Here is a 21,773-nt window from a genome sequence, read left to right as displayed (position 1 = left end):
GGCATTCGTGGGAAGGAGAATCGTGCGAAAGGAGTCGATTCTCCGCCGCACCCTGGCGCGCGCCGCAACGTGCGCGCTCGTGCTTGCGGCAACCGTCGGACCAGCCCTTGCTCCCGCGCCCCACGCCCCTGGCGCTGCGTCCCTCATTCCCGCGGCGCACGCAGTCGGTGAAGACGGCCCCTTCACGCTCCCCGCGGATCCGTCCGCGCTCAAGCACACCGCAACCCTCGGCAATCCCGGTGACTTTGACCTATTTCTCATGGTGTCCGCGGAGGATCTCGAGACACTCGACACGGACTCGATGAAGCTGCTTTCGAGTACCGAATCCGAGGACGCGAAGCCCACGAACGGCGGCAAGAAACTCTCCCTCAAAGGGGTGGGAGAGTGGAAGATTTCGGACACACGCGTGAGGTTCACTCCCGAAAATCCCAAGGCGGGAGGGTCGCACAGCGTGAAGTTCTCGGTACGTTCGAAGGCCGGCTACGAATCCGCACCCGTCACCCTGACCGTGACCTATCCCGGTATTCCGAGCGTGAGCGCACGCGCCGCGGAAGGCGAAAAAGTTACGATCCCCCTAGCTATCGACGGCACGGGTGTGGACCCCGCCACGCTTGCCTTCACGCTCGAGGGGCTCCCCGCGGGCAGCACGCTCGTCGAAGACGGCACGCGTCTCATTGTCCCCGATGAAGGAACGTGGGTCCTCGCAACCGACGGCCACCCGAGTGTCACCTTTACTCCTCGACGCGAAAGACTCGGAGCCCAACCACGACCCGTGACGCTTGAAGGGCGCGACCAGAAAACGCACCCCGCCGCGAGGGGCACGGTGACGGTGAATACTCCTTCGATCAGGGACATCACGCGCGCTGCAGCCTATGGCCAACCGGTCGTTTTCGAACTCGCGAGCGCCACGTCACACGTGGATCCTTCGACGCTTAAATTAGCCCCCTTCGGCGGTGAAACCTCCTACTACACCTCCGACGACGGCCTTTCGGTGACCGTTGCCGACCAAGGCACGTGGGTTCTGGATCGAGCAGCACAAACGCTCACCTTCACGCCCTTGAGTGACCGGGTGCGAGACGTGACGCCGATGGGAGTGACGGCAGCGGACAGCGAAGGCAACACCTCCTCGGTTGCCCCCATGAACGTGGGCTACCCCCAAGTGGGTGCACGCTACACGGCCGTGAAGTGGGGGCAGGCCGCAATGTTCACTCCGCTCGACGGTTCCCTCAACGTCCAGCCTTCAACATTCGCCTTCAGCGACCACGAGATGCCCGCGGGAACGAGCCTTTCCGGTGATCGGAAGACCATGCGAGTACCGAGCGAGGGAGTGTGGAAATTCGATGCGAACGCGCGCACCGTGACGTTTACTCCCGACAGCTCCCTACGCGACTCGCCCCATGTCGCCACCTTTACGATCGACAGCGCTCTCGCTTCCAACACGACGAGCGGAACTCTCCACTCGCAATACGCGAGCGCGGTTCCCACGGCACGTGACGACGAAGCCCTCTCCAACAGCCGAGTCAACTCAGTGACCATTGACGTCCTCGGGAACGACACCCCCGCGAGCCCCGGCCAAGGGTTCGATTCCGAGACCCTCGTGCTCCACAGCGCGAGCGCGACCAACATCCAAGAACTCGTCGCAGGCTCAGGGCGCCGCCTTGAAATCCCCGAAGAGGGCGTATTCGAGGTGACGAGCGCGGGCGGCGTGCGCTTTACGCCCGCCGCCACATTCGTGGGTCGAACAACACCCATCGAGTACACGGTCGAGGACGCTTCCGGGCTCCGCACGAGCGCTCACATCGTGGTCGACGTTGAACCTCTCGTCCCCGGGTCCAGCTCCGACCGGCGAGAAGCTGGACTCAGCGCGATTTTTGGGCGCCTCATGCCCTCCTCGAGTGCGACCTTTGCTGTCTTCGCGACGAGCACAGCGCTCCTGATCTTTACGGGAATCGTGTCCCTGTGGGTCGGCGCGCAGATGCGCCACGATCGTAAAAGCGACCGCTAGAACCCCTCAGTCGAGGATCTTGCGGGACTCGACGCCCAGGTGTGCAAGCAGAGGCTCGTGCGCGCGAATCCGCTCGCGGAGCTCTTCCACCTCGATAGACGAGCCCCACGCGTGCTGTGCGATCGCCACGAGACGAGGAAAGAGCATGTACTCGAGGTGGCGAGCAGTCGGTATGTACTGGCCGAATGCCGTTGCCTCGATGCCGAGCACGAGTGCTTCGTGCTCCTTCTTCAGTCGCTTGGGGAGGGGCTCCGCTTTGAGGACGTCCTCGAGGCTCAACTCGGGACGCGCGCCCACGGGCTCGTTCCGGCCCTGCACGCGATCAAGGCCCAGAACCGATTCGGGCGCTGCAACCGTCTGAAAGCCGCGGGAAGCCGCAGACTTGGTGCCCTTCGGATCGCCTCCTGCAAGCACAATCGCGTCGTCGGGAATCCGTACGAGCCTCGACGAATCCCATACCGCGAGGCGCTTGCCCTTATCGCGCAGTACCTCGCCCGCGAACGTCATAAAGCGGCCAAGGATCTCGCTTTCGCGCGAATAACCCCACTCCTCGCGGCGCGTGCGCGCCTCGGCAGAGTGCTCCCACTCCGTCAGTGGGGCATCCTCGCCACCGATGTGTACGAACGGGGAATCAAAAATATCGGCGACTTGCTCGAGCACGTCGCGCACAAACTGGAAGGCCGCTTCCGATGTGCCAAGCACGTGGTTGCTCACGCCCCACGTCTCGCGCACGAGCAGCTGGCGTTCAGGGTAGTTCCCGAGAGACGGGTACGCGGCGATCGCCGCTTGGGCGTGACCTGGAAGATTCACGCCCGGCACGACGGTCACGCCGCGCGAACGCGCGTACTGCACAAGCTCACGCAGTTCCTCCTGCGTGTAGAAACCGCCGTGGCGGTCCTCCGCGAACGTATCCTCACCCTCAAACATCGGGGTTCCCTCGACAGTGCGTTCGCGCCATGCGCCAACTTCGGTGAGCCGCGGGTATCCACTCACCTCGAAGCGCCAGCCCTGATCGTCGGTGAGATTCATATGCAGGATGTTGAATCGGTACACGGCCATCACCGTGATGAGCCGCTTGAGATCCTCAACAGGCAGGAAGTGCCGCGCTGGATCAACGAGCAGGCCGCGCCATGCGAACGCAGGAGAATCGCTCAGGGTGAGCGCGGGGATGCGGTAGGTCGCCTCCGACGGTTGCTCGTGACCCACCGTTGCGGCTGCGGCGAGTTGGGACCGCACTGCCGAAAGGTGGACGATCTGCGCGAACGCATTGCGACCATCGGCGAGTGCCGCCTCGCTACCGGCAGTAATCGATGCGCCGTTCTTGTGGATCGCGATCGAGAAATCGGTGCGCGGCAGGTCCTTATTTACGCCGACCGTGACCTCGCCGAACGGGTCCGATGTTCGCCAGTCCTCAGCTGGAGAATCCCCCCAGCGAACCGACACCGGCTCGGGGATGAGGGGGAGGGGAGCGGTATTGAGCTCAGGTTTCGTGGACATGGCACTCCTGGGGTAGATCGGCGGCCCTGCGTGATGATGCACAAAGATACAGTTCAACCCTGTCACGTGGGGATAGGTGCACGCTGGAAAAGGGATGGCCGATGCCTGCCGGGAGGTGTCGGACAGAAAAACGGGCAGCCCCGAGGGGCTGCCCGCATGAACTGACCGGTGTGGCCTCGATCCTCTTCCCACGACGCAGAGCGTCAGGATCGAACCCCTCTCCCGATCAGCGGTAGGTGACGAAGATGACCTTCGACGTCCAGATATCGCGGTGGACGACCTTCTGGCGCGAACGGCTCGCGTCGACAACCTTGCCGTCGCCTGCGTAGATGCCCACGTGACCGTAGTTGTTCTGCGTGAACACGACGAGATCGCCGGGGCGAGCCTCGCTTTCCGAAATGATCGTGCCGGCGAAGGCCTGCTTGCGTGCCGTGCGAGGAATCGAGATGCCGTGTTCGCGGTACACCGTCGAGGTGAGGCCCGAGCAGTCGAGGCCGGAGGGCGACGAGCCGCCCCACACGTACGGGGTGCCGAGGTATTTCTTGGCGCTTTCGACGATCGCCTCGCCCGAGACATCAGACTGGGCCGACGTCTTCGGAGCGGGAGCAGGAGCCGCGGTGCTTGCGGCGCGCGATGTCGAGATCTCGACCTTACCCGAGTTGAGTTTGTCCCAGGTGCGGGGGCCTACGACGCCGTCGACGCCGATGCCGGCCGACGACTGGAAGCTGCGTACGGCGTTGTAGGTGGCGCGGCCGAAGGAGCCGTCGACCTTGATGCCTGCGCCTGCGTTGTTGAGCAGGTTCTGGAGGTCCTTGACGGCGTCGCCGCGGTTTCCTCGGCGGAGTTTCGGCGTGGAGTTGACCGAGGTGGTGCTCTTGGAGGTTGCGGCCGAGCCGGCGCCGGAGTTGAGCTTGTTCCAGGTGCGGGGGCCTACGACGCCGTCGACGCCGATGCCAGCCGATGACTGGAAGCTGCGTACGGCGTTGTAGGTGGCGCGGCCGAAGGAGCCGTCGACCTTGATGCCTGCGCCTGCGTTGTTGAGCAGGTTCTGGAGGTCCTTGACGGCGTCGCCGCGGTTTCCTCGGCGGAGTTTCGGCGTGGAGTTGACCGAGGTGGTGCTCTTGGAGGTTGCGGCCGAGCCGGCGCCGGAGTTGAGCTTGTTCCAGGTGCGGGGGCCTACGACGCCGTCGACGCCGATGCCAGCCGACGACTGGAAGTTACGGACCGCGGTATTCGTGCTACGGCCGAAAACGCCGTCCGCCTTGATGTCCGCGCCCGCGGCCTTGAGCAGGTTCTGGAGGCTCACGACCGCATTGCCGCGAGAACCCGGGCGAAGCTTCGGAGTGCTGTTCACCGCGGTGGGGTTGTTCGCCACGAGAGCTGAGCGGGTGCGGGCACCGACAACGCCGTCCACACCGATGCCAGCCGACGACTGGAACGTGACAACCGCATTGCGGGTCTTGCGGCCAAAGGAACCGTCAACGTTGATGCTTGCACCGTGGTGGTTGAGAAGCGACTGAAGTGCTTGAACATGCTTGCCGCCGCTTCCGGTGCGCAGCGGGCTCGTGCCGAGCGCGGAGATGGACGGAAGCTTGGTGCCTGCCTGTGAAACGGGGCCGCGATGCGTGGAAGGTGCAGCATCGGCGGGAGCGAGCCCGAGGCCGGTGGCGGCGGTTGCTGCAACGGCGGTGAGGGCGGCAGCGCCAACGGCACCCTTGGAGACAGGGGCGAGGAGGCTGCTGTAGTCGATGACGGCGGGGCCTTCGGCACGGTGTGTGCCGCGCTGTGCAGTACGAAGCATAGAGAGCAACTTTCCTACCCTCGCGATTGGTGTCCGCACCAATTCCCGCCACAGGGTGCACATCGAGGAAGCTCCCCCCGAAGTGACGGGAAGCGATCGCGGGGGGCAAGTCACGTGCATGACTCGCGCTCCACATTAGGTGAGGGGTAGGGGGCTCGGGGACTCTCAGGAATCAATCAGAAGCCCAAATTTGCCAAACCTTTACCGATAATTGGCCAAAGTAATGCCGTGGTGGCTTTTCAAAAAAACTCCATCATGGTAGTTACATCGATGTAATTTCGCGGCGTGTATTCGTGCTAAAGGTGCTCGACTAAGGACATGAGGAAACTCGAAATGGGGAAAGAAAAAACCCCCGCCGAAGCGGAGGCTTTTGCTGGTGGTCGGGGTGACAGGATTTGAACCTGCGACCTCTTCGTCCCGAACGAAGCGCGCTACCAAGCTGCGCCACACCCCGAAAATTTCGCGAAAACCGTGAAAGGCTCGCGAACCTCATCAACTATAGCGCCTTCGCGCGTCATGACGCGAATCGATGTGGCGTGATCGCCACCACCGTGCCGAGCTCTAGGTCAGGCGAGGCCTGAGGGTGAGGAGCGTGACCTCCGGCCGGTTTGCAAAACGCATGTTGTAGAAGGGGCTCGCGCCAATACCGCCACTGACGTGCAGCGGAACGCCTCGATGGAAACTGAGTCCTTTTGCCTGTGAACGGTGAAGATCGCAATTCGTCACGATCGCGCCAAAATACGGAAGCGCAAGCTGGCCTCCGTGAGTGTGCCCCGCGAAAATGAGGTCGCACCCATCGTCGACAAACTGGTCAAGCACGCGCTTATAGGGCGCATGGGTGACGCCAATCTTGACGGAAGGCCGAGTGCCCCTGGCAGCACACTCCGGATCTACCGGGGGAAACTCGTCGTGCTCGAGGTGAGGGTCATCGACCCCGACAACCTCCACGTCGCAGCCCGGAAGCTCGATGAGGGCTCGAGCGTTCGAAACATTCGTCCACCCGCCAGCGGTCAATTTCGCCACGAGCCGTTCGACCTCGAGCGGCTCATTTTGAACGCCATCACGGAAGTTCTTTGGCCTGGGATCGCGAAGGAGGTAGCGGAAAACGTTCCGCTTCCCCGCCGCGTATTTGTCGTTGGAGCCGAGGGCCAAAATCCCCGGGCGTTCGAGGAGAGGGGCGATATCGCGTGCGATGGCATCGATAGCACCCTCGCTCGCCACGTTGTCGCCGGTATTGACGACGAGATCGGGCTCAAGCGAAGCGAGGCTTCGCAAAAATTCGCGCTTCTTCGTTTGTTCTGGAAGCAAGTGTGCATCCGACATATGGAGCACGCGGATTGGCTGAGCCCCGGAAGGGAGAACGTGCAGGTCGAGTGCGCGGATTTCGAAAAGGTTAATCTCGATGTGGCGGGCCCACACGTGGGCAGCCGCAGCGGTTCCGACGGCTGCAAGCGTGCCGGCGCCGCCAATGAGAGCGAGTGGCTTCGCGCTAGTCACCGGGGTAGTACTCCTCGTACTCGGTGTAATCGTCATAATCCGGATCGCCAGGGTAGACGTAAATATAGCCGTCGCTATCGGGGACGCGCTCTTTCACCGGCGTCGTTTCCGCACGCGCAGCATTGGTGTCGCTGTTTCCCTGGTTGGTGTCATTCCCGTTTCTCTGGTTGGTGTCATTCCCGTCGGGCTGCGTGGGAGCTGGAGTGTTCGGGGCCTGCGGCCCTTCTGGAGCCTCTTCGCTTGAGCCTACGGAATCCTGCGTTGGCGGGGCGGATTGGACGCCCTGGGGCTTCGGCGGAAACGGAGCTGAGGGAAGTCCCTCGTGGGCTTTGATCATGAATTCTTGCCACGTGGGGAGTGAGACCGTGCTGCCCCACACGTTACGGGGGAGCCGCTGACCATCGACCATCAGCCCGCTCGGACTGCGGTTAGCCGACGGGTTGCCGAACCACACGGCCGTCGAAAGGTTCCGGGTGAATCCCACGTACCACGTGTGGTACTGCTTTCCCGAGGTGCCGGTCTTACCGCCGGCATCGTGGCCAGGGATTGTCTTGCCCTTACCCGTACCCTTCGGGTCTGAAAGCCCCTGCATGAGGGTCCAGGCCACGGCGTTCGCAACCTCGGGCTTGATGGCTTGAGTGCATTCCGAAGTCGTGAACGGAAGTTCCTTGCCGTTACGGTCAATCACCGCTTCAATCGGCTGCGGCTTACAGTACTTACCCTCGGCCGCGAACGCGGCGTATGCAGCGGCCATGCTCACGGCGGGGATGTTAATCTCGCCGATGACCTGCGATGCCGGAGAGAGGTTCGCTCCGAACATATCGTTAACGGACTTTTCCTTGAGCTTCGGGTCCGCGTCGTCCCAGTTACCCGGGACCGCGCCGAGGATACGCGCGGTATCAGCGATGTTGCACAGATCGGTGCGCAGCGCGATGTTGGCGTACGCCGTGTTGATCGAGAACTTGGTGGCGTCGAGAACGCTCATGGAGCCGTGGATGTCTCGACCGGCGTCCTTAAGACGCCACCCCGTGCCCGAGCGCCAGCGACCTTTCTTGAGGCAGTGCGCCGGGAAGTTGTTGAACGTGTTCGAGCCGCGCGGCACGGAGTTCCAGATCGAGCCGCCGTCGCTCAAGAATGTCGTGAGAACGAATGGCTTGAAGGTCGAGCCCACAGGGAAGCCGTTTCCGCCGCCAAGATAGCTGGGGGCCGTGTAGTTGAGTGAAGTCTCGCCGGGCTTAGCGTCCTTGTAGGGGTTGAAGGTGCGGTTTTGTGCCATGACCCGCACCTTGCCCGAGCCTGGCTCGACGCTCACGATCGCGTGACCGAATCCCGACTCGGAATCCGCGGGAACCTTGCGGTTGACGATGTCTTGGGCGATCTTCTGGCGGGCGGGATCGAGGGTCGTTTTGATCGTGAGACCGCCGCCATAGAGGAGCCTGCGGCGTTCCTCTTTAGTCTTGCCGAACTTCGGGTCGCGCATGAGCGTGCGCGTGACGTAATCGCAGAAGAAGCCGTTGCCTCCGGCGGTCGAGCAACCCGCGCGTGCGTCGGTAATCTTGAGCATGTCCTCGATCGGCTGCTCTTTGGAGGTTTCGTATTCCTCCTTGTTGATGTAGCCAAGCTGGTACATGTCGTAGAGCACTTGGTTGCGCCGTTTGAGGGCGTTTTTCGGATGCTTGACCGGGTCGTTTCCGTTCGGGGAGTTGGTGATGCCGGCAAGCAGGGCTGCTTCGCCCGGCGTCAAATCTTCCGCGCTCTTGGAGAAGTAGTGCTGGGCTGCGGTCTCGACCCCATACTGAGAAGGTCCGAACTGCGCTACGTTGAGATAGCCGTTGAGGATTTCGTCCTTGCTCCACTTTTTCTCAAGGGAGATGGCGATCTTGGCCTCGCGGAGTTTCCTAATGAGCGAGGATTCGGTCGCTGCCTTAATCGCCTCGTCATCGCCGCGCTGGAAAGCGTCCATGAGCAGAGCGTTCTTCACGTACTGCTGGGTGAGCGTCGATCCGCCCTGAAGGCTCTTTCCGGAAAGGTTGGAGACGAGGGCGCGGAACGTTCCCTGCGGGTCGAAACCGTTGTGCTGGTAGAAGCGGCGGTCCTCGACCGCCACTACGGCGTGCTGAAGATCTTCGTCGATCTTGTCGAGCGGCACCATGACGCGGTTCTCGGAGTAGAAGGTCGCGAGCAGGCTGCCATCGGCCGCCTCGATGCGTGAGGCCTCGTTGAGGGGCGCGACGTCGAGCTCACTCGGGAGGGAGTTAAAGAGGTTCGCGCCATCTTTCGCGGCGGCCGACATCGCGGTCACGACAGGAAGGAAGAAGGCGGCAAGCAGCACGCCGGCGAGAAGACACACGGCGAGCAAGCCGCCCACGCCCGTGACGGCTTGGGTGAGAGTGGTGGTCGGTTCGTTCGAATTCGACCGAACCATTGGCTCCTGCTGAGACTGAGGCATGTCCACACCCTACTAAGGCGGGCGCCCAAAGGGCAGTATCGCGCGCGTGAAAGTTGTGGGGAGACCTCGAATTGGGGGTCGCGTCACACTTTTATTAGTATGGAGTCACGCCAAAATTCGAAGTGAGTCAATCCGGGAGGTGCGGCAGTGAGCGTGGGCAGCGTTGACACGATTCACGACACGCGGCATTGGGCGGCCCAAGGGGCGTGTGCGAGCCTCAATCCCGAAGAATTTTTCGTGCAGGGTGCCGATCAACACAAGGCCAAAGTGGTGTGCCGTTCATGCCCCGTGCTCAACCAGTGCCTTGCCGACGCGCTCGACAACCGCATTGAATTCGGTGTGTGGGGCGGCATGACGGAACGCGAACGGCGCCGCCTCCTTCGCGAACACCCGGGAGTCACATCGTGGCTGCCCGTGCTCGAGAACCGGAAAGGTTCAAGCGCCCCCCGCTAAGCTGGGTGCATGGCTACGATTCACAAGTGGGAATACCTCACGACACCGCTGCTGATCCACAACACCAAGGCGATCCTGGACAATTTCGGCTCCGATGGTTGGGAGCTTGTCCAAGTCATCCAAGGGCCGCAAGGGCCCGAATCTCTCGTTGCTTATTTCAAGCGACCCATCACCGAAGGAGCCTGATTTTCTATGAGTACCGTCGAACAAAAGCTTAGCGAGCGCGGCCTTTCCCTCCCAGAGGTGGCAAAGCCCGTTGCCGCCTATGTTCCCGCCGTTGTGACCGGGAATTTCGTGCAGACTTCCGGCCAGCTGCCGCTAGTGGGCGGCAAGCTCGAGGTGACCGGCAAAGTGGGTGCCGAGGTTAAGGCTGAGGAAGCGAAGAAGGAAGCTGAGAAGGCCACCCTCAATGCCCTGGCCGCGATCAAGGCTGAGATCGGGGATCTTGACCGCATCACGCGCGTCATCAAGGTGACGGGTTATGTCGCGTCGGCTCCCGACTTCACTGCCCAGCCCGGCGTTATCAATGGCGCGAGCGAGCTGCTCGGTGACGTCCTCGGTGAGGCTGGTTCGCATTCGCGCGCGGCCGTCGGCGTTGCGGCTCTTCCGCTCGATGCATCCGTTGAGGTGGATCTTCTCGTGGAGTTCCGCTAGTCATGCAGCGCGAGCCCGATTCTTCCGGCGTGCACCTTTCGTGGGTGCTCGCTCCGAATGCAGGGCCGCGAACGCTTGATGGCACGCGCACGTACATCTTTACTGCGGGGCGCACCGTGTGGATCGTCGATCCCGGTCCCGCAGCGCGTGCACATGCGCAAGCTGTCGTCGACGCGGTGGTCGCTACCGGCGCCCGCCGCGTCGGCGGCATCATTGTGACGCATCATCACGAAGGGCACACTGGCGCGACGTCGATGGTGCGGCGAGCCCTTAGTTCCGCAACCGGCATCACCGTTCCCCTGTGGGCTGCGGAACCCGCCCTGGTACCCGGCGCGGCGCCGGTTCCGAGCGAGATTTCTCTCGACGGGCGCGTCGTGGCCGATGTTCTCCATCTCCCGGGGCACACCGCCGATTCGATCGGCCTACTCCTCGAAGGCGGAGAATTCCTCACGGGAGACACGCTCCTCGGTGGGGCGCCAAGTGTGGTGGGCGAGGACTGCACGCTCCACGAGTACCTCCAGTGCCTCAACATCATTCGCGTGATGTGCATGGACGGCCGCATTTCGGGCCTCTATCCCGGTCACGGTGACCCGATCGAGGCTCCTCACGAGGCGCTCGTTGCGTCGCAAGAGGCGCTCGCGTACTGGCGCGAACGGCTCGAGCGCGTAAGGCAGGTGCGCGAGCGCGGGGTTCTTACGGTGCGACGCATGTGCAACGAGATCTACGGAGGCGAGCTCGCTGCGTTGAAAGACGATGGCGCGAGCGCGGACGATGTCGCGTTTTACCGCGAAGGCGCTGAGCGCAACATTCGCGCGGCGCTCGAATACATCACGGGCACGGACCGGTAGGAGCGAAAAGACGAACACCGAGCTGCCCAAGGGGCGCGCCAGATAGCACGAAGGGAGCGACCCGCGAGTGGGGCCGCTCCCTTCGTGCTGTCTGTGCCGTGTGGCAGTGAATGCTTAGCGTGCGCGGCGGCGCAGACGCTCGATGTCGAGGAGCAGCACTGCGCGGGCCTCGAGGCGAATCCAGTTGCGGTGTGCGAAGTCGGCAAGCGCCTTGTTCACGGTTTCACGCGAAGCGCCAACGAGCTGCGCGAGCTCTTCCTGCGTAAGGCCGTGGGAGACCATGATGCCCTCGTCGCTCTGGCGGCCGAAGCGCTGAGCGAGGTCGAGCAGGTTCTTGGCGACGCGACCGGGGACGTCCGCGAACACGAGGTCCGCGAGCGAGTCGTTGGTCTTGCGCAGGCGGCGTGCAAGCGAAGCGAGGAGGTGGCGGGCCACCTCGGGGCGCTGCGCGAGAACGCGGTACAGATCCTGCTGGGAGAGGGAGTAGAGGGTCGTCTCGGCGACAGCGGTTGCCGTGGCATTACGCGGGGCCGGATCGAAGAGGGAAAGCTCGCCGAGGGTTTCGCCCGGGCCGAGCACGGCGAGGAGGTTTTCACGGCCATCACCCGAAGCGTGGCCAACCTTGATCTTGCCGCTCGCGATGATGAACAGGCGGTCGCCCTGATCGCCTTCGCGGAACACGACGGAGCCTCGGTGGAAATCCTCCTGAGTCATCGAGTCAAGGACAGCCTGCTTGCCGTCGTCATCGAGCGCGGCAAAAAGCGGTGCTGAACGAACGATGTTCTCGTCCACGGTTCCTCCTGGGGTTGCGCTGGTGTAGCGGAAAATTGTGGGGTGTGCGACGTGCACACGCGTGCTCCTTAACAGTAATACCTGATCTGTGACGGGGCCCAGGGAATTCCCGAAACTGCCCGTGCTATTTCTGCTTGGCTGGACACACGTGCACAATGGCAGCATGAATTCGGGACTCAAGGACCACGCTGTGCCCGCGGTAAAGCGCGTTGATGAGGAACTCGCAAAGCTCTACCCCGACGCGCGTTGCGAGCTCAATTTTTCGAGTGCCTTCGAACTGCTAGTCGCGACGGTTCTCTCGGCACAGACCACCGATGCGCGAGTGAATTCTGTGACTGCGGAATTGTTCAAGCGCTGGCCGAGTCCAGAGGTCATGGCGTGCGCCCCCGAAGCAGAGGTTGAGGCCGTTGTGCGTCCGCTCGGAATGGCTGGAAGGCGCACCGCCCACGTGCGGGAGCTTTCTGCACGCCTAGCTGCGAACTTCGGAGGCGAAGTCCCCGATGACCAAAAGGCGCTCGAATCCCTTGCGGGCGTTGGTCGCAAAACCGCCCATGTGGTGCGCGGAACGTGGTTCGGCCACTCGCTACTCACGGTCGATACCCACGTGGGCCGGCTCGCGCGCAGGCTCGGCTGGAGCGAGAGTTCCGCTCCGCGGACGGTGGAGGAAGACGTGGTGGCGCGCGCTGGGGCCGACGGTTGCCAGGTTCCCGTCGACCTCACGATGCTGTCGCACCGGCTGATCTTTCACGGGCGGAATCTATGTACGGCACGAAAACCCGCGTGTGGCGAGTGCCCACTCGCGGCCCTCGAGGTTCCGTGCCCGAGCGCCTTTCGGGACTAGCCGGAAGGAGCAACAAAAAGCCAAGAGACGGCGGGGTGAAGCCGACGTCGGACACCGCGCCGCGGGTGCCCGCGTGAGCCGAGCGGGGAGGGTGACCCAGGCCGCGGATCTTTCGTCCAGCGAAGGGCGCACGATAGAATGGAGCCTGTTTCATGCGCGTGAGCGCTCGAGAGTAAAGGCAGGAATCACTGTGCCGAACGGCAAGGTCAAATTCTTTGACGCTGAAAAGGGCTTTGGCTTCCTCGTAAGCGAGGATGGCCAGAGCGTGTACGTGCACGCGTCGACCCTCCCCGAGGGGGTTCAGCAGCTCCGTAAAGGCCAGCGCGTCGAGTTCGACATGGTCGACGGCAGCCGCGGCCCCCAGGCGCTGACGGTACGCCTCCTTGATCCTGCACCCAGCATCGCCCGTGCGCGTCGGGTCAAGCCGGAAGACATGGCCGTTATGGTCGAGGACCTCATCCAGCTTCTCGACGGCGCCTCGAACGGGCTCCGCCACGGTCGTTATCCCGATAGGGGCCACGCGCAGAAGGTTGCGGCCGTCTTGCGCGCCGTCGCCGACAACTTTGAGGCGTAGTCGATGACTTCTACCGCTCCCGCGAAGGCGCGCACGCGCGCCCCGAAACTCGATGCCGTTTGTGCGGCGGCGATCGAACAGGCTGCCGCCGCCGTGATCGAGGTTGCCGAGCCCGATCAGGTCGGCGCGCACGTACGCGCCGAAGCGAGCGGCGAGCGCCTTGTCACGCACTTTTTTGAGGCCACGATGCCCGGTTACGCGGGGTGGACCTGGATCGCGGTGCTTGCGCGCGCCCCGCGCGCGAAGGTCGCGACCGTCTGCGAGACCGCGCTCATTCCGGGCGAGGATTCCCTTCTCGCACCCGAGTGGGAGCCGTGGGCGGAGCGTCTTCGCCCCGGTGATGTCGGGGAAAACGACGTCCTGCCCTACAGCGCCGACGACTCTCGCCTGGAGCACGGTTACGAACAGACCGACGACGAAGAAGCCGATCGAGTGGCCATGTGGGAGCTCGGCCTCGGTCGCAAGCGAGTGCTGTCGCGCGAGGGCCGCGAAGACGCCGCAAAACGCTGGATGAGTGGCAATTTCGGCCCGCGCGAGGTCAGCAAGCGCGGCCGCAAAGGCACCGTGAAGGCCCAGTGCCGCTCGTGTGGCTTCCTCTCCCTGCTCAACGGTTCGCTGCGCCAGGAATTCGGTATTTGCACGAATGAGTGGTCGCCTGCCGATGGGCGCGTAGTGTCGCTACAGTACGGCTGCGGCGCGCATTCCGAGACCGACGCCGAGAAGCAGAACATCGCGGGGGACCTGCCCGAGAAGGTTCTCGACGAAGAAGCCGTCGACTACGAAGATCGCTTCGAGGAAAAGTCGATCATCGACGAGGCTCTTTTGAAGAAGGAGCAGGAGAAACTCGCGGCGAAAAAGGCCAGCGAAGAGAAGTAGCGTCTCCTAGCGGGCGGCGACGACCGAGGCGAGCAGCGCCTCAAGTGCGAGCTGTGGTGGCACGTTCATGCCCACCCGTTTGCGGGCCGTCCCCACGGCATCGAGTAGAGCGAGCGTGGTCTGCGCCGAGTGCACGCGCGTGCGCTCGGTCAGCTCCCGCTCGATGCCGGGATTGACGAGCGTCGCACCCGTGTCGAGTTGGAGTGCGAGAACGTCCCTGAACACCGAGTGAATGTCGAGCAGAAAGCGGTCGATGACGTCGCGCACGAGGCGGGTCGCGCGTCGCTTCGCCTCGTCGTCGAGGGCCTTGACCTGGGCGCGTAGTGCCGGAGGGATACGCCCGCCGGGTTCGATGCCTGCACCGCGCATGAATGCTTCGCGCTCGCGGGCGCTCGTCTCGTCCGCTTCGGCGTGCGCCTCGGTTTCGGCGCGTTCGATGAGAGCCTTCGCGAAGGCGATCGCGTGCCCAACACTCGTGAGGGCGAGAAGCCTTCGCGCAGACTCTTCGCGTTCCTCGAGGGTTTCGGGGTGCAGGCCGTAGCGGCGGGCGATCCCGATATGCCCCTGCGCGCTCGCCGCGGCTCGATGCGCGAGTTCGGGTGCAATGCCATCGCGGTTGATGAGGAGCGTCGCGACAGCGTCCGCTGGTGGCACCTGGAGGTTCACCACTCTGCAGCGTGAGCGAATCGTCTGTGCGAGATCCTGTGGCGAGGGAACGCACAGCAGCCACACGGTTCGCGGCGGCGGTTCCTCGATGGCTTTAAGGAGCACGTTGAACGTGCCCGGGCTCATGCGGTCGGCATCCTCGATGATGAGAACGCGGTGGCGCCCTGATGCCGGTGCGCGCTGCGCAGTCGCCACGAGCTCACGAACGTCGTCCTTCGAGATCGTGAGCGTCTCGGTTCGCACGGCGGTCACGTCCGCGTGGGTTCCCGCGAGAACGGTGCGGCACGGCTGGCACTGTCCGCAGCCAACACCCTCACGCGGGGCGTCACACAGGAGACTCGCCGCGAACGCACGCGCGATGCTTGAGCGACCCGATCCCGGCGGGCCGGCGATGAGCCACGCCTGGGCGAGAGAGCCGCCCGGTGAGGCAGCGCGCGAGAGCTGTGTGACCGCGGCCGATTGGCCAACGACCGTGTCGTAGACGTTCACAGGAGCGAATCCGGGGTCGTTGTGCCCTCGACCGGGTGTTCAGCGGCGCCGGTGAGGGTGTGGGCATTGACGCGAACCCAGTCGGCGAAACGCTGGGTGATTTCCGCGTGGACGTCCTCGACCGACTGCGAGGCGTCGATCACGATCCACCGTTCGGGCTCGCGGCGCGCAAGGTCGAGGAATGCCGCGCGCACGGCCTCGTGGAACTCGCGCCCTTCCCTTTCGAGGCGGTCCAGGGAAGCGGCTTCGCGTCGCTGTGCGAGGGTCTCGGGCGAGACGTCGAGGAGAATAGTGAGGTGGGGAAGCAGCCCTTCGGTGGCCCACATCGACAGCTCGTACACGTCGTTTGGGTTCAGTGCGCGGCCTGCGCCCTGGTAGGCGACGGAGGAGTCGAGGTATCGATCGGCGATCACGATCCCGCCTGAGGCGAGCGCCGGACGTACGACGCTCTCGACGTGGTGGGCGCGATCAGCGGCGTAGAGCAGTGCTTCGGCACGATCGGAAACGTGATCCGAATGGAGGATCAGCTCCCTGATCTGGGCACCGAGCGGGCTCCCGCCCGGCTCTTTCGTCACGGTGACGTCAGCACCCGCAAACGGGGAGCCCTCGCCACGAAGCCACTTTTCGAGCAGCGGGATCTGCGTGCTTTTGCCGCCGCCGTCGCCGCCCTCGAACGTGACGAAAAGGCCCGTTTCCGACGGTGAGGCTGAGGCGGTCGTCAGAGGCGTACGCGGTGCAGTGGAATCGATGCTCGACATGACGCCATTGTCTCAGGTGAGGATGAATGCGCCCCTATTTTGCCTCGCTCGGGTAGCGCACACCGACAATCTCACGTACACGATCCATGACCTCGAGGACCGCGAGCGTGTCGCGCGCACCCCATCGAGGTGATTCGAGAAGGCCGGCGCGAATGTTGCGCGCCGCCTCCGCGATTTCGAAGGCCATACCGTAGTTGCCGCCGTCGGGATGAGCAGGCAGGGAGTAGGGTAGCGAGTCCTCGTACGTGAACCGCTCGGTCACGTCCTTGCCGTTGTCTCCCGCTTCGAACTGGGTCACGGTAAAGGAATTCGGAACGAAGAACCACGAGTCCACGTCGATTTTGCCGCGCGTGCCGAGTACGTGCGCCTCGACTGAACTGCGCGCACCAAGCCCCGTCTGCACTGCGTATACGGTGCGGCCCGAGAGGCCCGAGATCGAGACCATCTCGTCGACCCCCGTTGCGGTGAGGGTTCCCGTCGCGTGCACCTGCGTGGGCGATCCCGCGGCCCAGTGCGCAAACGCGAGCGGGTATACGCCGAGGTCAAGGAGTGCCCCGCCGCCAAGTTCCGGGGCATACAGCCGGTGCTCGGGGTCGAAGGGGAAATACTGGCAGTGATCGGCGATCACCGCGGTGACCTCGCCAATCACGCCGGATTCGATGACCTGGCGGATGACGTCGTAGTGCGGCATGAAGCACGACCACATCGCTTCCTGCACGTATGCGCCCGTGCGTCGAGCAGTCTCGAAAAGCTCGCGCGCCTCGGCGGCGTTGAGCGTCATCGGTTTTTCGATCACGACGGGAATGCCAGCCTCGACGACCTTTGTCGCAAGCGCGAAATGCTGAGCGTGAGGCGAAGCGACATACACGGCCTCAAGGCCTTCGTGGGCGAGGAAATCGTCAACACTCGCATAGGCGTGGGCGAGGCCGGCGTCGGATTCGAAATCCTCCGCGAAAGCCTGCGCGCGCTCGAGCGAACGCGAGCACACGGCGGTGAGGCGGGAAGTGGTCGCCGCGTGCATCGTGCCGATGAAGTTCCTGGCAATCCCGCCGGGGGCGATCACACCCCAGCGGAGGCCCGGCGCCTTGGCGGGATCGGGAACGGACGTCGTGGGCAGCGTCAACGGTGCAGTCATGACACCACCGTACGCGAGCCGCCGCTACTTTTTCGTGGACTTCGCTCGCGAGCTGGACTTTCGCGTCGTTTTCCGCTTTGCAGGGCCCTTCGCGCGCTTCTCCGCAAGACGCTCGACGGCGCGCTCGTGAGTCATCGTCTCGGGCGACTCATCCTTGCGAAGCGTGACGTTCGTCGTGCCGTCGGTGATGTACATGCCGAAACGACCGTCTTTGATCACGATCGGTTTCTCGCTCGTAGGATCCACGCCAAGTTCCGCGATCGGGGGTTTTGCCGCCGCGCGCCCGCGCCGCTTGGGCTGGGCGTAAAGTGCGAGGGCCTCTTCCTCGGTGATCGTGAACAGCTGTGCTTCGGTTTCGAGCGAGCGCGAATCCGTGCCCTTCTTGAGGTACGGGCCATAGCGGCCATTCTGCGCGGTGATCTCGACGCCCTCCGCGTCCTTGCCGACGACACGGGGGAGCGAGAGGAGTTTGAGGGCGTCCTCGAGGGTCACGGTCGCAAGGTCCATGTCCTTGAACAGCGAAGCCGTGCGGGGTTTCGGCTGTTTCGTTTTCGGGAGCGCCTTAGTGGCCTCATCAAGCTCAAGGTTTTCCGTGACGTAGGGGCCGTAGCGACCGTCCTTTGCGAGGATTTCAAAGCCCGAATCGGGGTCGCGGCCAAGCACGCGACCGTCGTCCTTTGCGCGTGCCATGAGCTCTTCGGCCTTCTCGAGCGTGAGCTCATCCGGTGCGAGATCGGCGGGAACATTCGCTCGCTGAGGCGTATCGGAACCCTCGACCGCCCTTTCGATGTAGGGGCCGTACTGGCCCATGCGAAGGTCGATGCCGTTGCCGATCGGGACGGTGTTGATCGCGCGCGCGTCGATATCGCCGAGGTTGTCGAGGGTCGCCTTGAGACCGTCCTCGGCGGGGGTGTCGAACGAACCGGACTTGCCGTAGTAGAAGTCGCTCAGCCAGTGCACGCGGTCCGTGTTACCTGCGGCGATTCGGTCGAGCCCCGCTTCCATATCGGCCGTGAACTCGTAATCGACGAGCGTCCCGAAGTGCTCCTCGAGAAGCTTCACGACGCTGAACGCGAGCCAGCTCGGCACGAGGGCCGAGCCCTTCTTTTCGACGTAGCCGCGATCCTGGATCACGGAGATCGTCGCCGCGTAGGTCGAGGGGCGGCCGATCCCGCGCTCCTCGAGTGCGCGCACGAGTGACGCCTCTGTGTAGCGCGGCGGTGGCGTTGTTTCGTGACCGTTCGGCGTGTACTGAGCGGCCGTGAGCTGCTGCCCCTCCTTCATTTGGGGCAGGCGCTTGTCCTTGTCATCGTGTTCCGCATACCGCGACTGGTCGCGGCCTTCCTCGTAGGCCGCGAGGAAACCGCGGAACGTAATGATCGTGCCCGAGGCGCCGAACTGGGCGGTGCGCCCCTTGCCTTCAACATCGAGCGTGACCGACGTGGTCGTTCCCTTGGCGTCGGCCATTTGAGACGCCACGGTGCGCTTCCAGATCAGTTCGTACAGGCGGAACTCGTCGCCACTGAGCTGGCGAGATACCTGCGCGGGTGTGCGGAAGTTCGAACCCGCCGGGCGAATTGCCTCGTGGGCTTCCTGCGCACCCTGCGACTTGTTCGTGTACACGCGAGGGCGATCCGGAACGTACTCCGCACCGTACATTTCCTGGATCTGTGCGCGGCTCGCGCGAATCGCCTCACCGGACAGCACCACGGAGTCGGTACGCATGTAGGTGATGTAGCCGTTTTCGTAGAGCCGCTGCGCGGTCGACATCGTGTGGCGGGCACCCATGCGCAGTTTTCGGCTCGCCTCCTGCTGGAGGGAGCTCGTCGTGAAGGGAGCGGCGGGCCGCCGCGTGTAGGGCTTGGACTCGAGGTTTCCGACGGTGGCCTTCGCGCCGTCGAGCGCCTCGATGAGCAGTCGTGCACTCTCCTCGGTGAGAACCGTGACGTTTGCCCGGAGGCTCTTTTTGAGCTCACCCGCGTCGGTGAAGTCACGCCCCGTGGCGACCCGCTGGCCGTCGAGGGTTCGTAGCTGAGCGGTGAAGGCGGGGGTGTCGACGCTTCGATCCTCCAGCTCAGAGGTGATGAACTCGCCCGTCACATCCCAGTACGAAGCGGCCTTGAACGCCATGCGCTCGCGCTCGCGGTCGACGACGAGGCGTGTCGCCACCGACTGGACGCGGCCTGCGCTCGTGCCGCGGCGAACCTTGCGCCACAGCACGGGGGAGAGCTCGTAGCCGACGAGTCGGTCGAGAATACGGCGGGTTTCCTGGGCATCGACGAGCGGCATGTCGAGCTCGCGCGTCTCGGTGAGCGCCTTTTGGATGGCTTCCTTCGTGATCTCGTGGAACACCATCCGGTAAACGGGAAGCGACTTCTTGGGTTTCAGTGCCTCGAGGAGGTGCCAGGCAATCGCTTCACCCTCGCGGTCCTCATCGGTTGCGAGGTAGAGAGCATCGGCCTCTTTGAGGAGCTTCTTGAGCTCGGAGACAGTCTTTTTCTTGTCGGGATTGACGACGTAGTAGGGCTCGAAGCCTTCTTCGACGTTGACGGCGAAGCGGCCGTAGGGGCCCTTCTTCATGTCGGCGGGCAGCTCTTTGGGCAGGGGAAGGTCACGAATGTGTCCCACTGACGCGGCGACCGTGAAGTCGTCCCCGAGGTATTTCCCGATGGTCTTTGCCTTCGCGGGGGACTCGACGATCACGAGGTTGCGAGCGCTCACTCGATGTACTTCCTTACTGCGGTGTGTGCGTGGCGGGGGTGTGTCCCCGCGTGGTTTACCCTGCCCCGTACGGTAGCACTAGGCGGGGTTTGGCTGCTCAACGATGTGGAGAAACCCCCATTTGACGAGGACGCGGAGTGTGCGGTTGATGCTCGCGCGTGCACTCGCGATTTCAGCGCCTTGATCGGCGGCTTCGAGGAGTGAGGCGTAGGCCGTGAGGAAAATATCGAGCGGGTATTCACCGGTGAGGGGGCCGACGATGGCCGCGGTGTGGGTGTCGATCTGGATGGTGCGGCCGAAGCCGCCGCCCTGAACGAGGTCGATCACCATGGGATCGTCGTCGCCGGGTGTGTAGTGGCGCCGCTCGATGACGTCATCGGCGCGTGCGAGTGTGAGCGAGGCGAAAGCCTCGTCGTCGAGCTGCGCGAGGCGCGTGCGCGCGCGAAGCATTTCGGCATAGCGGGGGCCGAGAGGGCCCGCTCCCGTCGTTTCGACGTGGGTGAAGTCGGCGAAGCGCTTTTCTCCCTCGCGCGGTTGCGCGAGGAGCACGTGGCCGAAACCGATGCCGCGGACATCGCGCGAGGCGAAGTCGTCGAGCCATGCGTGGGTCATCGGTTCCCAACGCTCGTCGCGGTCGGTGACGCCTCCGTCGCGAAGCCAGGTCGAGGCGTAGGAGGCCGGGTCCTCGATGTCGCGCTGGACGACGAGTGCGCTCGCACTCGAGTTCGCGAGCCACGTGCGTGGGCGCGCATCCCATTCGGAGCCGCGGGTGATCTCCCAGTTCGCCAGCATGGCGGCGACGCCGCCGGGGGCGAGGTAGGCATCGATCTCGGCGAGGAGGTTCGCGACGAGTGCGTCGCCTTCTGCTCCGCCGTCGCGATACGTCCAGGTCTCCGCATCCTTCACGCGGGGTGTGATGACGAACGGAGGGTTGGAGACGATGAGATCGAAGGTCTCGCCCGCGACAGGTTCGAGCATTGAACCCTGGCGCGTTTCGATCGTGTGTCCTTCGGGCAGTGTTTCGCGATTGAGGGCGACGTTGAACTCGGTGATCGCGAGAGCGCGTTCGGAGATATCGGTCGCGACAACGTGCTGGGCGTGACGCGCAGCGTGGAGCGCCTGAATGCCGCACCCCGTGCCGAGGTCGAGCGCGCGGGCGACCTCGTCGCGAGGCGTGATCGAGATGAGCGTTGAAGTCGCCCCGCCGATGCCAAGCACGTGTTCACCGTCGAGCGCGCGGCCAGTCGCGAGTTCCCCGAGATCGGAAACGATCCACCAGAGGATCTCGCCGAAATCATCGGTGGCCTGATATGGGCGAAGATCGACGGTCGCGGCGAAGGCGGAGGTGGCGTCGGAACCCGTCCCTTCTGCTGGCGCCACGAGGCCGAGGGCGAGAAGCCCGTCCGTACCGAGGTTAGGGAGGGCGCGGTCGAGTTCGGCGCGCGTGGCGGTGCGGCCGAGCGTGAAGAGGCGCATGAGAGTCGCGGCCGCATTGCCCTGATCGGCTAGCGGATCAAGTTCGCGACGTGCGGGCAGCGGATTTTCGCGTTCGAGAGCTGTGCGAGCGGGAGCGCTCAGGAGATCCTCGATTCCATCCGCCGTGTATTGCGCGTGAGCGAGATCCGCGCGCAGAACCGCGAGAAGATTGGTATCGGGCGTGGGCGTCGGGAAAAGCTCGGTGGTGTGGCCTTGCGTGCTCATGCCTACCATTGTTGCG

General features: G+C 63.9%; 18 protein-coding genes and 1 tRNA gene. 8 read left to right on the top strand and 11 right to left on the bottom strand.

Annotated elements, in window-relative coordinates:
• Positions 1 to 22: 22 nt before the first annotated feature.
• Positions 23 to 2,005 carry a hypothetical protein gene (locus tag HMPREF1484_RS01790; protein WP_016663306.1) on the top strand — a complete coding sequence of 661 codons (1,983 nt, stop codon included), beginning with the start codon at positions 23 to 25 and terminating at the stop codon, positions 2,003 to 2,005.
• 6 nt (positions 2,006 to 2,011) lie between these two features.
• Here the strand turns inward: HMPREF1484_RS01790 and HMPREF1484_RS01785 are convergent, their stop codons facing one another.
• From HMPREF1484_RS01785 to HMPREF1484_RS01760, 5 genes are all read right to left on the bottom strand, one after another.
• Complete coding sequence (locus tag HMPREF1484_RS01785) at positions 2,012 to 3,502, bottom strand: beta-N-acetylhexosaminidase (RefSeq protein WP_016663305.1); 1,491 nt, start codon at positions 3,500 to 3,502, stop codon at positions 2,012 to 2,014.
• Between the two features lie 226 nt (positions 3,503 to 3,728).
• Positions 3,729 to 5,303 carry a peptidoglycan-binding protein gene (locus HMPREF1484_RS10770; protein WP_051120596.1) on the bottom strand — a complete coding sequence of 525 codons (1,575 nt, stop codon included), beginning with the start codon at positions 5,301 to 5,303 and terminating at the stop codon, positions 3,729 to 3,731.
• Positions 5,304 to 5,680: 377 nt separating this feature from the next.
• A tRNA-Pro gene (locus HMPREF1484_RS01770) sits at positions 5,681 to 5,757 on the bottom strand.
• Positions 5,758 to 5,864: 107 nt separating this feature from the next.
• Entirely contained in the window at positions 5,865 to 6,800 is a 936-nt protein-coding gene (locus HMPREF1484_RS01765; protein WP_016663303.1) for a metallophosphoesterase, read from the bottom strand.
• Entirely contained in the window at positions 6,793 to 9,249 is a 2,457-nt protein-coding gene (locus HMPREF1484_RS01760; protein WP_016663302.1) for a transglycosylase domain-containing protein, read from the bottom strand. Before HMPREF1484_RS01760 ends, HMPREF1484_RS01765 begins: the two co-directional genes overlap by 8 nt.
• 147 nt (positions 9,250 to 9,396) lie before the next feature.
• Between HMPREF1484_RS01760 and HMPREF1484_RS01755 the strand changes: the two genes are divergently transcribed.
• From HMPREF1484_RS01755 to HMPREF1484_RS01745, 4 genes are read left to right on the top strand one after another with little or no spacing between them, the layout of a single operon-like run.
• Positions 9,397 to 9,702 carry a WhiB family transcriptional regulator gene (locus HMPREF1484_RS01755; RefSeq protein WP_016663301.1) on the top strand — a complete coding sequence of 102 codons (306 nt, stop codon included), beginning with the start codon at positions 9,397 to 9,399 and terminating at the stop codon, positions 9,700 to 9,702.
• 9 nt (positions 9,703 to 9,711) lie between these two features.
• Positions 9,712 to 9,888 carry a DUF4177 domain-containing protein gene (locus HMPREF1484_RS11440; protein WP_016663300.1) on the top strand — a complete coding sequence of 59 codons (177 nt, stop codon included), beginning with the start codon at positions 9,712 to 9,714 and terminating at the stop codon, positions 9,886 to 9,888.
• A 6-nt stretch (positions 9,889 to 9,894) separates the two neighbouring features.
• Complete coding sequence (locus HMPREF1484_RS01750) at positions 9,895 to 10,356, top strand: RidA family protein (RefSeq protein WP_016663299.1); 462 nt, start codon at positions 9,895 to 9,897, stop codon at positions 10,354 to 10,356.
• Positions 10,357 to 10,358: 2 nt separating this feature from the next.
• Positions 10,359 to 11,204, top strand: a complete 846-nt coding sequence (locus tag HMPREF1484_RS01745; RefSeq protein WP_016663298.1) for an MBL fold metallo-hydrolase — start codon at positions 10,359 to 10,361, stop codon at positions 11,202 to 11,204.
• 114 nt (positions 11,205 to 11,318) lie between these two features.
• On the opposite strand, the gene HMPREF1484_RS01740 is transcribed toward HMPREF1484_RS01745, so the two are convergent.
• Positions 11,319 to 11,996: a Crp/Fnr family transcriptional regulator gene (locus HMPREF1484_RS01740; RefSeq protein ID WP_016663297.1), complete on the bottom strand. Its 678-nt coding sequence runs from the start codon at positions 11,994 to 11,996 to the stop codon at positions 11,319 to 11,321.
• A gap of 163 nt (positions 11,997 to 12,159) precedes the next feature.
• Between HMPREF1484_RS01740 and nth the strand changes: the two genes are divergently transcribed.
• From nth to HMPREF1484_RS01725, 3 genes are all read left to right on the top strand, one after another.
• Complete coding sequence (gene nth, locus HMPREF1484_RS01735; RefSeq protein ID WP_051120595.1) at positions 12,160 to 12,837, top strand: endonuclease III; 678 nt, start codon at positions 12,160 to 12,162, stop codon at positions 12,835 to 12,837.
• Between the two features lie 190 nt (positions 12,838 to 13,027).
• Positions 13,028 to 13,411 (top strand): cold-shock protein, encoded by a 384-nt coding sequence (locus tag HMPREF1484_RS11925; RefSeq protein WP_016663295.1) that lies wholly within the window; start codon positions 13,028 to 13,030, stop codon positions 13,409 to 13,411.
• Between the two features lie 3 nt (positions 13,412 to 13,414).
• Positions 13,415 to 14,287: a DUF3027 domain-containing protein gene (locus tag HMPREF1484_RS01725; protein WP_016663294.1), complete on the top strand. Its 873-nt coding sequence runs from the start codon at positions 13,415 to 13,417 to the stop codon at positions 14,285 to 14,287.
• Between the two features lie 6 nt (positions 14,288 to 14,293).
• Here the strand turns inward: HMPREF1484_RS01725 and HMPREF1484_RS01720 are convergent, their stop codons facing one another.
• The 5 genes from HMPREF1484_RS01720 to HMPREF1484_RS01700 form a co-directional block, all read right to left on the bottom strand.
• Complete coding sequence (locus tag HMPREF1484_RS01720) at positions 14,294 to 15,442, bottom strand: DNA polymerase III subunit delta' (protein ID WP_016663293.1); 1,149 nt, start codon at positions 15,440 to 15,442, stop codon at positions 14,294 to 14,296.
• Positions 15,439 to 16,200: a dTMP kinase gene (gene tmk / locus HMPREF1484_RS01715; RefSeq protein WP_016663292.1), complete on the bottom strand. Its 762-nt coding sequence runs from the start codon at positions 16,198 to 16,200 to the stop codon at positions 15,439 to 15,441. Before tmk ends, HMPREF1484_RS01720 begins: the two co-directional genes overlap by 4 nt.
• A gap of 34 nt (positions 16,201 to 16,234) precedes the next feature.
• Entirely contained in the window at positions 16,235 to 17,335 is a 1,101-nt protein-coding gene (locus tag HMPREF1484_RS01710) for a Gfo/Idh/MocA family protein (protein ID WP_016663291.1), read from the bottom strand.
• A gap of 24 nt (positions 17,336 to 17,359) precedes the next feature.
• A complete protein-coding gene (gene topA, locus HMPREF1484_RS01705) occupies positions 17,360 to 20,056 on the bottom strand; it encodes a type I DNA topoisomerase (protein WP_016663290.1) in 2,697 nt (898 codons plus the stop codon).
• Positions 20,057 to 20,134: 78 nt separating this feature from the next.
• Positions 20,135 to 21,757, bottom strand: coding sequence for a methyltransferase (locus HMPREF1484_RS01700; RefSeq protein ID WP_051120594.1), 1,623 nt, complete (start codon positions 21,755 to 21,757; stop codon positions 20,135 to 20,137).
• Positions 21,758 to 21,773 lie beyond the last annotated feature (16 nt).

The organism is Dermabacter sp. HFH0086 (assembly GCF_000413375.1).
Classification (GTDB): Bacteria; Actinomycetota; Actinomycetes; order Actinomycetales; family Dermabacteraceae; genus Dermabacter; species Dermabacter hominis.
The sequence above is the reverse complement of the archived record's forward strand: the minus strand, read 5'-3'. Positions and strand labels throughout refer to the sequence as shown.